The sequence below is a fragment of the Caballeronia sp. Sq4a genome (assembly GCF_023170545.1).
Classification (GTDB): Bacteria; Pseudomonadota; Gammaproteobacteria; order Burkholderiales; family Burkholderiaceae; genus Caballeronia.
In genome coordinates, this window is sequence record NZ_CP084250.1 from 559,817 (window position 1) to 572,247 (window position 12,431).

Consider the following 12,431-nt stretch of genomic DNA (forward strand, 5'->3'; position numbering starts at 1 on the left):
GCGGTCAGGTCCGCACGCCGAACACGCGCTCGCCTGCGACCACGTACACGGCTTCGTTCGCGCGGCGCACGGCGTCGTTGACTTCAAAGCCGCCGGTGAACGCGCCGAACGCCGGCAGCACGCCCGCGCGCCGGCCGAACCGAAAGCACGGCAGCCGCACGCTGTCGACCCGTGTCGCGAGCCGATACACCGGATGCTCGTGACCGGCGAGCGCGTAGCCGTCGTCCACGTTCTGCGGGTGATGGCACAGCGCCCATGGTCCGAGCCGATACGGCTCCTGCACCAGTTCCACGCCGAAGCGCGACGGCAATTGGCCCGCATGACGGTCGTGATTGCCCTCGACGAGCACCAGCCGCAACGCGCGATGCGTCGCGCGCCACGCATCGAGCGCGGCGAGGGTTTCATCGGCGTGGGATTCGCGTGCGTGCAGCAGGTCGCCGAGAAACACGATCGACTCCGGGCGATGCGTCGCGATAAGCGCATCGAGCCGCGTCAGGTTGTCGGCCGTGGCGCCCGCCGGCACCGGAATGCCGCGCGCGCGAAACACGGCGTCTTTGCCGAAATGCGCATCGGCGATGAAGAGGCTCTTTTCGAGCGGATCGAATGCGGCTCGCTCGGCGGAGAGCACGAGCGCGTGGCCGTTTAGATCGATGGTCAGGGCTTCTACTGCCATTGTCCTCGTAGATTCAAGAGCCGGAACTGAACGGCGACTCGGGCGCGGCGCGCAGCGTCTCGCCGAGCAGCTTGCCCATTGCCGCGCCGCATTCCTGCGCCCGGCGCGCGGTCAGAAAGCACGCGTCGCCTTCGGCGCGCATTTCGTAGATCGGGATCGTCTTGATGCTCGTGCCGGACGGCTTTCCGTCGATGGCCGCGAATCGCCTGATCGACACATCGGCGACTTCGAGCACCCAAGTGTAGCGGACCGGCATCCCATTCACCGACGAACTCGCCGATGGCGCGATGCGGATCACATGGCTCGGGCGCATATCGACGAGCGTTTTCGCCGAAGGACGGCTGTCCGTCGTCGCGGTGACGTCGAGCAGCTGGGTACGCATGGGCATGAGCGCTTCCTGCACGGCCTCGCTCATGGACTGCGTGTAAGCGTGGATCTCGTCGGTCAGCGTCGGATCGCTGACGGCTTTGCTATCCACGACGATGAGCACCTTCGTCGCGGGCAGCTTGGCGGATTCATAGAGCGCGTGCTGATCCAGCAGGCGCGGATCGCTGGCGCAGGCGGCGGTGGCTAAAGCGGTGAGCGCGAGAGCGAGCGTACGTATTGTTCTTTTCATGTTGGACGAAGCGTGGTTCGACTGAGAAGCCGCGGCTCGAATGCCGGCGGACGGCCGAAGCGGCCAGCGCGACAGCGTAAAGGCCGATGCCGTCGCACGTCATTCGAAGGAGTTCGAAATGTCTCGCAGCGGCCGGGTCAAAGACCGTCCGCGCGATGCTTCAGGCTTGCGCCGCCTTCTCCAACTCCGCCAACATCCGCTCGACGCGATCCGCGAGCTTCTCCGTGCTCACCTTCTCCCGCAGCCGCCCGACGATCAGCGGGAACGCGAACGGCGTCGGCTTTTTCGGATGCGTGAGCGCAAGGCGGCTCTCGCTCATCCGCACGAGCGCGTGGCGCAGGCGGCTCAATTCCAGCTCCTGGAGCATCACTTCCTGATCGGCTTGCGTGAGCAGCAGATTGCCGCTGTCGTGCTTGCGGAAGACTTCATAGAAGAGGCCGCTCGACGCCTGCAATTGCCGCGCGCTTTTCTGCTGCCCCGGATGGCCCTGATAGATGAGCCCCGACACCCGCGCGATTTCGCGAAAGCGCCGCGCCGAGAGTTCCGATGCGTTCAGGCTCGCGAGAATGTCGTGCTCCAGATTGTCGGGCGAGAAGAGTCCTTCCGCGATCAGCGTTTCCCAGTCGAACGGACGCGCCGACAGCAACTCGAAGCCGTAATCGTTCATCGAGATGGAGAACGTGCTCGGCTGATCGCGCGCCACGCGCCAGCCGATCAGCGAACCCAGCCCGATATGCGCCATGCGCCCCGCGAACGGATAGCAGAAGAAGTGATGCCCCTCGCGCGATCGCACCGTCTCCACGACCAGCACGCCCGGTCCCGGCAGCGCGGACCACTTCGCCTGCAGGTCGAGCAGCGGCTTGACGGCCTGCATCTCGGGCTCGTCGTAGATGCCGTCGTTGGCGCGGGCGAGCATCACGAGCGCGGCTTCCGCCAGTTCGGACGACAGCGGCATCTTGCTGCCTGCCCACTGCGGCATGGCGCCGCGCGAGGACGTCGCGCGCTTCACGTAAGCGGTCATGTCGCGCACGCGCACGAGTTCCAGCGCGCGTCCGCCGAACGTGAATACGTCGCCGGGCTTCAGGCGCGAGATGAACGATTCCTCCATCGCGCCGATGCGTCCGCCCGTCATATATGCGACGTTGATCGTGGCGTTTGCGACGATGGTGCCGACATTGTTCCGATGCCGTCGCACGAGGTCTTCGCGCGGCACGCGATACACGCCGTCATCGCCTAGCACGACGCGGTGATAGTCCGGATACGCCGCGAGAGAAGCGCCGCCGCGCTCCACGAAAGCCAGTGCCCAGTCGAATTCGGCTTGCGTCAAATCGCGATACGCGTACGCGGTGCGCACTTCGTCGAACATATCGGCCGCCTTGAAGCCGCCGCCGATCGCCACCGTGACCAGATGCTGCACGAGCACGTCGAGCGGCTTCAACGGCATGTCGCGTCCTTCGATGCGATGCTCGCCGATCGCCCAGCGCGCCGCCGCCGCTTCGACCAGTTCGAGCGCATGCGTCGGCACGATCGTCACGCGCGACACGCGGCCCGGCGCGTGGCCGGAGCGACCGGCGCGCTGCATCAGCCGCGCGACGCCTTTGGGCGAGCCGATCTGGAACACGCGATCCACCGGCAGAAAATCGACGCCGAGATCGAGGCTCGACGTGCAGACGACCGCCTTCAGTTGCCCGTTCTTGAGCCCGAGTTCGACCCAGTCGCGGACTTCCTTGTCGAGCGAGCCGTGATGCAGCGCGATGAGTCCCGCCCAGTCCGGCCGCAGATCGAGCAGCGCGCGATACCAGATCTCCGACTGCGACCGCGTGTTGGTAAAAACGAGCGAGCTTTGCGCATGCTCGATTTCGTCGGCGACCGGCCCGACCTGCCGCACGCCGAGATGCCCGCCCCACGGAAAGCGTTCGATGGTCTCGGGAATCAGCGTATCCACGACGAGCGTCTTCGGCTGCGCGCCCTGCACGACGACGCGCGGCGTCTTCACCGGATGCAGCAGCGCGTCGTGGGCGAGCGCGAGATTGCCGAGCGTCGCGGACAAGCCCCAGATTTGCAGATCGGCCCGCCAGTGCGCGAGGCGCGCGAGCGCCAGTTGCGTCTGCGTGCCGCGCTTGTTGCCGAGCAGCTCGTGCCATTCGTCGATCACGACGAGCCGCACGTGCGCGAGTTCTTCGCGGGCGTTCGCGCGCGTGAGCATCAGCGTGAGGCTTTCGGGCGTCGTGACGAGCGCCGACGGCATGCGGCGGTTCTGCCGCGCGCGTTCCGTCGACGACGTGTCGCCCGTGCGCAACCCGACGGTCCACGGCACCGCGAGCGCGCTGACCGCGGTTTGCAGGGCGCGGGCGGTGTCGGCGGCGAGCGCGCGCATCGGCGTGATCCAGAGCACGGTGAGCGGGGCGGGGAGCGGCGTCTTTGCGATGTCGGCGATGTCGGCGGTTGAGTCTGCGGCCTGCGTAAGCGAGCGGCGCTTGCGGTTTGCCTTCGCCTTTCCCTTCGGCGGGCCGGCGAAGGCGGTCAACGCGCCGAGCCAGATCGCCCATGTCTTGCCCGCGCCGGTGGTCGCATGCAGCAGGCCGCTCGCGCCACGCTCGACCTCGCGCCAGACTTCGCGCTGAAACGGAAACGGCTGCCAGCCGCGCGCATCGAACCAGCGCGCGATGCGTTCGTCCATCGGCTTGGCGGCTTCGATCGCGTCGTAGACGAACGGCGCGGGCCGGAAGAGTTCGGCGGCGGCATCCAGCTTGGCTTGCGCGGCCTGCGTGCGCGGCACGCGGCGGGGACGCGGGGCGCGGCGTCTGGCGCGAGCCGCCGGTTCGGGCGATTGCTCGTCGCCATATTCGGTTGAGAGTTGATCGTCGCGGTTCATGCGGCCGCCTCGCTCGCGTATTCGAAGCGATCGGAAACGCGACGGTGGCCGGGAACGCGAAAGCAATCGCGAACGCGAAAGCCGTCGCGAACGCGAAAACCGCCGGGAACGCGAGAGCCGTCGCGGACGCAAGAGCTGCCGCAAATGCTAAACCGGCCGGGAACGCGAGAGCCGTTGGGAATGCGAAGACCGCCACGAACGCGAAGCTTCCTACGAACGCCAGCGCAATCGCGAATGCGAGACACGCCGCGAACGCCAAGCCCGCCACGAACGCAAGAGCCGTCGCGAATGCGAAAACCGCCGGGAACGCAAGAGCCACCGCAAATTCGAGAGCCGCGACGAATGCGAGAGCCGCCGCCAATTCGAAGACCGCCACAAGCGCGCACGCAATCCCAACCGCCAAACTCACGACAAACGCAAACTCCGCCGCCCGAACCCGTCGCATGCGACGACCTTCCGCGCTTCCCCGCCTCGTCGCGTGAACAGCGCCCGCTCATGCCATCGCCTCGTTCAAAAAGCCTTTGAGCATGTCGAGCGTATCCGCATCGTCGATGCTCTTATCCGTCCGCCAGCGCAACATGCGCGGAAAACGCACCGCGATGCCCGACTTGTGGCGCGGGCTCGCCTGAATGCCTTCGAAGCCGATCTCGAAGACGAGCGTCGGCGTCAGGCTGCGCACCGGGCCGAACTTCTCGACGGTCGTCTTGCGCACGATGGCATCGACCTGGCGCATCTCCTCGTCGGTCAGGCCCGAGTACGCCTTCGCGAACGGCACCAGCGTGCGCACGCCGTCCGCTTCGTCCCAGACCGCGAACGTGAAATCCGTGTAGAGGCTCGCGCGCCGGCCGTGGCCCGGCTGCGCATAGAGCAGCACGGCATCGACGGAATACGGGTCGATCTTCCACTTCCACCACGTTCCGGACGCCTTCGTGCGGCCGACGCCGTACATCGACGCGCGCTCCTTCAACATCAGCCCTTCGACACCGCGCGCCCGGCTCTCGTCGCGCAATGCGGCGAGCGCGTCCCAGTCCGAAGCATCGACCAAGGGCGACACGCGCAGCAGATCGACCGCGAGCGTCGACGAAAGCGTATGCGCGAGCGCATCGAGTTTCGCGCGGCGCGCGTGTAGCGGTTCGGTGCGCAGGTCGCGTCCGTCGGCTTCGAGCAGATCGTAGGCAAGCAGCGCGGCCGGGGAATCGGCGAGCACTTTCTTCGTCAGCGATTTGCGCGTGATGCGCGGCTGAAGGCGCGCGAACGGCAACGGCATGGTCGCGCCCGGCTCCCACGCGAGAATTTCGCCGTCGATCACCGTGCCGTCCGGCAGCGCCGCGCCGAGCGACGCGAGTTCGGGAAAGCGCTCGGTCAGCAGATCCTCGCCGCGCGACCAGATCCACACGCGGCCGCTGCGCTTCACGAGTTGCGCGCGAATGCCGTCCCACTTCCATTCGGCGATCCAGTCGGCGGGCGCGCCGAGCGTCGCGGGATCGGCCTGCAACGGATGCGCGAGAAAAAACGGATACGGCAGGCCGATGTCGCTCTCATGCGGCGTGTCGATGTCGTCGCCCTCGGCCGCCGGCGCGATCAGCCGAAGATAGCGCGCGGCGCTCGGCGCCTGCCGCGAATCGGTCCAGCCGACCATGCGTTGCGCAATGCGCTTGTGATCCACGCCCGCCACCTGCGCGAGCGCGCGCACGACGAGTTGCCGCGCCACGCCCACGCGAAAGCCGCCGCCGATCAGCTTGGTCAGCAGGAACCGCTCGCTCCAGTTCAGTTCGTCCCAATAGCCGAGCATGCGCTCGCGCAGCTCGACGGGATTCGCGCCGCGCAGCGTCAGCACGCGGTCTTCGATCCATTGCGCGAGGCCCAGCTCCGATTCGCGCTGCGGCGGCGGCAGCACATGCGCGATGGTTTCCGCGAGATCGCCGACCGCCTGATACGACTCCTCGAAGAGCCACTCCGGCAAGCCCGCGCGCTCGCGTGCGAATTCGATCAGAAGACGCGTCGGCACCGACTGGCGCGGCTTGCCGCCCGCGAGAAAGTACGAGGCCCACGCCGCGTCTTCCGGTTCCGCGCCGGAGAAATACGCGATCAGCGCCTCGAGCTTTTCGTTGGTCGAAGTCGTCGCGTCGAGCGCGGCATAGAGCGTCGCGAAGCGTCTCATTGCGACGGCGTCTCCGTCGTGGTTGCGGTGGGCATGTCGGCCTCGATGGCGTCGTCGCCGTACTCGGTCTTGAACGCGCCCGCGTCGAGCCCTTGCTCGCACAGCCAGCGCACCATCGGCTCGATCTGGCCGTGCGTGACGATCACGCGTTCTGCGCCCGTCGCGCCGATGGCCGTTTGCAGGCCGGGCCAGTCCGCGTGATCCGACAGCACGAAGCCGCGATCGACGCCCTTGCGCCGCCGCGTGCCGCGCAGGCGCATCCAGCCGGAGGCGAAGGCATCGCTGTAATCGCCGAAGCGGCGCATCCACGTGCTGCCCTGCGCGGACGGCGGCGCGACGATCAGCGCGCCCTGGAACGCCGCCTTGTCGCGCGCGGCGATCTCGCTCACGAGCCGCGTCTCCGGCAGCGCGACGCCCGATTCACGGTACGCGCGATTGAGCGGCTCCACCGCGCCGTGACAGAAGATCGGGCCGATGCCCGCGTCGATGCCCGCGAGCAGCCGCTGCGCCTTGCCGAACGAATAGCAGAAGAGCACCGACGCGCGGCCTTCTGCCGCGTTGTGCCGCCACCATGAATCGATGCCTTCGAACACGGCGCGCGACGGTTCCCATCGGTAGATCGGCAGGCCGAACGTCGATTCGGTGATGAACGTATCGCAGCGGACCGGCTCGAACGGCGCGCAGGTCGGATCGGGCTCGACCTTGTAATCGCCGGACGCGACCCACACGCGCCCGCCATGCTCCACGCGCACTTGCGCCGAGCCGAGCACATGCCCCGCCGGATGAAGCGACACCCGCACGCCGTTTACATCGATGCGCTCGCCGTAAGCGAGCCCTTGCACGTCGATGCCCGGCAGCCGCGAGAGCAGCACGCCGAGTCCCGCTTCGGCAGTGAGATAGCGCGCGTGACCGAAGCGCGCGTGGTCGGCATGGGCGTGCGTGATGACCGCGCGCTCGACGGGCCGCCACGGATCGATATAGAAGTTGCCCGGCGGACAGTACAGGCCCTCGGGACGCGCGACGATGAGATCTGCGGATGTGTTCACGGGCTTTTCGGTCGTGCTCCTGAGAAGTGTCGTGCAGGCAACAAAGCACGTGACATGCCCGTCATGGCGCTTTCATGAAGAGCGACTACGGTGTAAAAGGTTTGTTCAGCATCGTCTTATTCTCGTCCGAGAACGAAGGAGCCGGTTCGAGCCGCGAGGCTCGTTGCAATGCCCTGTCTCACGTGATCTTCCGCTGGTGTTTTGGAATGAAGCCGAATATGGACACGATGGTTGCGTCGACTGCCGCAGAGGCGGTCTGGATTGTCAGGCTCAGGAGCCATCCGCAGTATGACTTCGTGCGTCTGAAGCGGGTGTTCGCCGAGCCCGGCTCGCGCCATCAGGTCGTGCTCGTGGATGTCAAACGGCTTCTGCAATGCGCCGACCGCGACGACACCGACTACGTGCTCAAGGCCGTCGACGACTGGCACGCGGGCAAGGTGCGCGGCATCCGCGAATTCCTCGACCCGGACAACCCGCGCGTGCCCGAAATGCCGTACGTGACCATCAGCGTGCGGCGCGCGGAAGGCTTGCTCGGGCTGATCGGCGTGCATCGGGAGGGCGTCGTCGCGTTTCGCAACGGACAGCATCGCGCGCGCTACATGGCGCACGCCGGCGCGCTTTGCATGCCGGTGGAAGTGCACGAACGCGAGGCCGATCTTTTGCGCGCGATGTGCGCCGCGCCGGGCGATGCGGTCGCGGAGTACGGCGAGGTCTGATGCGTGAGCGATGTTGAGCGATGTCCGAGCGATGCCTGAGCGATGTGTCACGCAGGCGACGCGTCGACGACATTACGCGGCGCGCCGTCTGCCCACGCTTTCACGTTGCCGAGCGTCGTCGTCGCGATTTCGATGAGCGCCTCGCGCGTGAAGAACGCCTGATGCGCGGTGATGATGACGTTCGGAAACGTGAGCAGCCGCGCGAGCACGTCGTCCTGCAACAGGCGGTCCGAGTGGTCCTCGAAAAAGAGGCCGCCTTCTTCCTCGTACACGTCGAGGCCCAGATGCCCGAGCTGGCCGCTCTTGAGCGCGCCGACGAGCGCGTTGCTTTCCACGAGCCCGCCGCGCCCGGTGTTGATGAGCATGGCGCCGCGCTTCATGCTGGCGAGCGCGCGTTCGTCGATCAGGTGATACGTCGAAGGCAGAAGCGGGCAGTGCAGCGACACGATATCCGAGTTCGCGAGCAGTTCGTCGAGCGGCACGTAGCGCGCGCCGCGCGCGAGCAGGTCTTGCGCGGGCGGGCCGGGATCGTACGCGAGTACCCGCATGCCGAAGCCCGCCATGATGTTGCCGAACACACGCCCGATGATGCCCGTGCCGATCACGCCGACAGTCTTGCCGTGCAGATCGAAGCCGAGCAGGCCGGTGAGCGAGAAGTCGCCTTCGCGCGTGCGGGCCACCGCGCGATGCAGCCGGCGATTGAGCGTGAGGATCATGCCCACGGCGTGTTCGGCCACCGCATGCGGCGAATACGCGGGCACGCGCGTCACCGTGATGCCGAGGCGCTTCGCCGCGTTCAGATCCACGTGATTGAAGCCCGCCGAGCGCAACGCGAGCAATCGCGTGCCGCCCGCGTGCAGCTTTTCGAGCACGGCTTCGTCCACGCTGTCGTTCACGAACGGGCACACGGCCGTGTAGCCCTGCGCGAGCACGGCCGTCTGCGCATCCAGGTGCGCTTCCTGAAAGTCGAGTTCGATGCCGAAGGCTTCGTTCGCCTGCCTGAAGGTGTCGGCGTCATACGGGCGCGCGCTGAAGAGAATGAGGCAGTGCGGGTTCGGGCGGGTGTTTGTTGTGGTCATGTCGGGCCGGCTGCGTTCAGGTCGAGGGAACGCGCGCCGGCCCGGAATGCCCGGAGCCGGCGGTGCGCGTCAGTGCGTCGTCGGGCTGCCGGAGGTCAGGCCAACGTTTGCGCCGGCGGTCTGAAAAGCGGCCGGCGTCTGTCGATAGATCTCGTCGGGCTTGTTATTGGCGGCGTTGACTTCCTTCGTGAGTCTTTCGAGCGCGTAGTCGATGAAGAAGCGCGTCTTGGCCGGCAGATACTGCCGCCCCGGATAGACGATCGACAGCTTCATCTCGGGGTCGTCCACCGAATAATCCGGCAAGAGGCGCACGAGCGTGCCGTCGTTGAGGTCGCCCGCCACGATGCCTTCCGGCAGGATCGAAAAGCCCATGCCGCGCAGCGTCGCGAGACGCACCATCAACGCGCTGTTGACCGAATAGACCGCCGAGAGCGTCACCTGTTCCGATGAGCCGTGGCGGTGCCTGAAGTGCCACGACGAACTGCGGATCTCATTGGGCAGCGCGACGAACGGCATGCCTTGCAGATCGGCCGGCGAGGCGGGCATTCCGTGCTCGGCCACGAAAGCCGGCGTGGCAACCGGAATGAGCGCGCTCACGCCGATGGGCCGTTCCACGAGCGCCGTGCTCGACACCATGAACGCCGCGACGATACCGACGTCGTATCCGTCCTCGACAAGATCGACGTGACGCTCGGCCAGTGTGAGGCGCACGTTGACTTTCGGATACAGCTTGCGAAAACCGTCGATGAGCGGCGTCAAAGTAAGAAGCGAAAGCGCGCTCGATGCGACTACGCGAAGCGTGCCGCTCGGCTCGCCTTCCGTATGCGTCACCGCGGATTCCAGATGATCGAGTTCTTCGAGTAATGCGCGGCAGCCCTCCAGATAACGCGTGCCGGCTTCAGTCAACGACAGATTGCGAGTCGTGCGGTTAATAAGGCGTGTCCTCAGATGCGCTTCAAGCATCGCAATTGCGCGAGTAACGAGCGCATTCGAAACGTCGAGTTGCTGTGCCGCGCGCCGAAAACTTTCTGTGTCGGCAACCCGGACAAATACGCGCATAGCATGAATTTGGTTCATCTGAACGCCCTCTCTCTCTGTTGTGCCACGGTGACGTGGGCTGATAAATCTCCCCGTTTCACGCCCACTTTTCGATGTACCACCACTGCATAATATTGACAGAATGAAGAAGTTGCAATATCAGAATAAATAATCGGTCGCGCCGAGGAAATAGTTTCCGATCCAGAGGATTTTAGTCGCGATTGTGCTAGCTATGGTATTCCATACTGACAGCATAGACATCTGTGGTAGTTCGTTTTAAATCTCGTTCGCGGATGGCGTCGCTGCCCCGCTTCGCATGGGGGGAAACGATATAAGAGAAGCGTATTTATACGGATGTACTTAATTAGTCGGGTTATTGCGCTACTGCTTCATCGTTTGCTTAATCAAAATTCATCGGGCGCAAAGCGAGCAAAGATTTTAACAATGGCGCGCTGAATATTTTCGGGCGCGGCCGCTATTTCAAAAATCGCGGCCTTATGCTCAAAAGCTGAAAGGATGAACCGATTCATGCTGTGGCACCTCCTTGCGACACAACCGGAAATCGCGCTTTTCGCCAGTCTGGCCATTGGTTTTTTTATCGGCTCGTTCAAGTTCGGTCCCATTCAGCTTGGCGGTGTCTGCGGCACGCTGATCGTCGCGCTGATTCTCGGTCAGAGCGGCGCGCGCATATCGCCGGATCTGAAAAACATTGCCTTCGCGCTGTTCATTTTCGCGCTCGGTTTTACGGGCGGTCCGCAGTTTTTCGCGAACATCGGGCGCGGCTGGCGGTACGGCGCGCTGTCGCTTGTCGAAGTCATCGTCGTGGTCGCGCTCGTGCTCTGCATCGCGGCGATGCTCAAGCTCGATCCGGGTACGGCGGCCGGTCTGCTCGCGGGCGGCGCGACGGAATCGGCGGTGATCGGCACGGCGTCCGAGGCGGTCGCGCGGCTCGGCTTGCCCGCGGCCGAGATTGCGCGCCTTCAGGCAAATATCGTCACCGCGTACAGCGTCAGCTACCTCTTCGGGCTCGTGACGATCGTGCTTTTCGCGAGCCAGTTTGCGCCGCTCATCTTGCGCGTGAATCTGCGCGACGAAGCCGAGCGCGTCTGGCGCAAGCTCGGCGGCGACGGCGCGCTCGCGGAAGGGCAGACGCCCGCCATCATGCCGCTCGCCGCGCGCGAGCTGAAGGTGACGGCCGCGGCCGGCAGCAGCATCGGTGAACTGGAGAAGCGCTTCGGCCACAACATCAGCGTACAGCGCGTGGTGCGCGACCGCTCGGTCATCAAGGGGCAGCCTTCGGTGACGCTGAAGGCGGGCGATCGCATCGTGATCGCGGGGCGGCGCGAGGCGCTCGTCGAAGCGATTCCGTGGGTCGGCGAGGAAGTGTTCAACGGCGGCGGCTCCGATTACTTCGTCGAAAAAGTCGACGTGATGCTGACGAACCGCGCGCTGCATGGGCTCACGCTCGCGCAGGCGCGCGCCCGCGCGAATCCGGCGGATGGGCGCGGCGTGTTCGTCGCGGCCGTGACGCGTCTGGACAGCACGGTGCCCGCGCTGCCCGGCACGCAGGTGCAGCGCGGCGACGTGCTCACGCTCGTCGGCAACAAGGAAGACGTGACGCGCGGCGCGGCGAAGCTCGGCTACATCATTCGCGCGACGCAGAAGACGGACTTCGTGTTCCTCGGGCTCGGCGTGCTGGCCGGCATCGGCATCGGGCGGCTGTCGGCGCACATCGGCGGCATCGACCTGTCGCTCGGCACGGGCGGCGGCTGTCTGCTCGCGGGGCTCGTGTTCGGGTGGATTCGCTCGCGCTATCCGGTAATCGGCTCGCTGCCGTCGGCGGCGGCGCAAATCCTGAAGGACTTCGGGCTATGCACGTTCATCGCGGCGGTCGGCCTGTCGGCGGGCGCGGACGCGCTGCGGCTGATCCGCGAATTCGGCATCGCGCTGCCGTTGGCGGGCATCGTCATCACGCTCGTGCCGGCGCTCGCGTCGCTCGTCGTCGGGCGCGTGCTGCTCAGGCTCGACGTGCCGATGCTGCTCGGCGCGATCGCGGGCCAGCAGTGCAGCACGCCGGCGATCAGCGCGCTTGTCGGCGTGACCGGCAACGCGACGCCCGTCATCGGCTACACCATCACCTACGCCATTTCGAACGTGCTGCTGCCGCTGCTCGGGCCGCTCGTCGTCGGACTGGTGAGCAGGCTCGGCTAGAACGATGAACATCGGG

General features: G+C 65.9%; 10 protein-coding genes. 2 read left to right on the top strand and 8 right to left on the bottom strand.

Annotated elements, in window-relative coordinates; all coding sequences use genetic code 11:
* Positions 1-4: 4 nt before the first annotated feature.
* The 5 genes from pdeM to LDZ24_RS02610 form a co-directional block, all read right to left on the bottom strand.
* Positions 5-673, bottom strand: a complete 669-nt coding sequence (pdeM, locus tag LDZ24_RS02590) for a ligase-associated DNA damage response endonuclease PdeM (RefSeq protein WP_248321392.1) — start codon at positions 671-673, stop codon at positions 5-7.
* Between the two features lie 13 nt (positions 674-686).
* On the bottom strand, positions 687-1,289 hold the full coding sequence (locus tag LDZ24_RS02595; protein WP_248321393.1) for a hypothetical protein: 603 nt from the start codon (positions 1,287-1,289) through the stop codon (positions 687-689).
* A gap of 160 nt (positions 1,290-1,449) precedes the next feature.
* Entirely contained in the window at positions 1,450-4,164 is a 2,715-nt protein-coding gene (locus tag LDZ24_RS02600) for a ligase-associated DNA damage response DEXH box helicase (protein ID WP_248321395.1), read from the bottom strand.
* Between the two features lie 493 nt (positions 4,165-4,657).
* Positions 4,658-6,325, bottom strand: a complete 1,668-nt coding sequence (locus tag LDZ24_RS02605) for an ATP-dependent DNA ligase (RefSeq protein ID WP_248321397.1) — start codon at positions 6,323-6,325, stop codon at positions 4,658-4,660.
* Positions 6,322-7,371 (bottom strand): ligase-associated DNA damage response exonuclease, encoded by a 1,050-nt coding sequence (locus LDZ24_RS02610; protein ID WP_248321398.1) that lies wholly within the window; start codon positions 7,369-7,371, stop codon positions 6,322-6,324. The genes LDZ24_RS02605 and LDZ24_RS02610 overlap by 4 nt, the downstream gene beginning before the upstream one ends.
* 218 nt (positions 7,372-7,589) lie before the next feature.
* On the opposite strand from LDZ24_RS02610, the gene LDZ24_RS02615 reads away from it, so the two are divergent.
* A complete protein-coding gene (locus tag LDZ24_RS02615) occupies positions 7,590-8,087 on the top strand; it encodes a hypothetical protein (protein WP_248321400.1) in 498 nt (165 codons plus the stop codon).
* A 47-nt stretch (positions 8,088-8,134) separates the two neighbouring features.
* Here LDZ24_RS02615 and LDZ24_RS02620 read toward each other — a convergent pair whose 3' ends face one another.
* The 3 genes from LDZ24_RS02620 to LDZ24_RS27970 form a co-directional block, all read right to left on the bottom strand.
* On the bottom strand, positions 8,135-9,166 hold the full coding sequence (locus LDZ24_RS02620; RefSeq protein WP_248321402.1) for a 2-hydroxyacid dehydrogenase: 1,032 nt from the start codon (positions 9,164-9,166) through the stop codon (positions 8,135-8,137).
* Positions 9,167-9,235: 69 nt separating this feature from the next.
* Positions 9,236-10,243, bottom strand: a complete 1,008-nt coding sequence (locus tag LDZ24_RS02625) for a LysR family transcriptional regulator (RefSeq protein WP_248321404.1) — start codon at positions 10,241-10,243, stop codon at positions 9,236-9,238.
* Positions 10,244-10,608: 365 nt separating this feature from the next.
* On the bottom strand, positions 10,609-10,734 hold the full coding sequence (locus LDZ24_RS27970) for a hypothetical protein (protein ID WP_256465380.1): 126 nt from the start codon (positions 10,732-10,734) through the stop codon (positions 10,609-10,611).
* On the opposite strand from LDZ24_RS27970, the gene aspT reads away from it, so the two are divergent.
* Positions 10,733-12,415, top strand: coding sequence for an aspartate-alanine antiporter (aspT, locus tag LDZ24_RS02630; RefSeq protein WP_248321405.1), 1,683 nt, complete (start codon positions 10,733-10,735; stop codon positions 12,413-12,415). The two genes, LDZ24_RS27970 and aspT, sit on opposite strands and share 2 nt — an antisense overlap.
* The last annotated feature ends 16 nt before the right edge of the window (positions 12,416-12,431 follow it).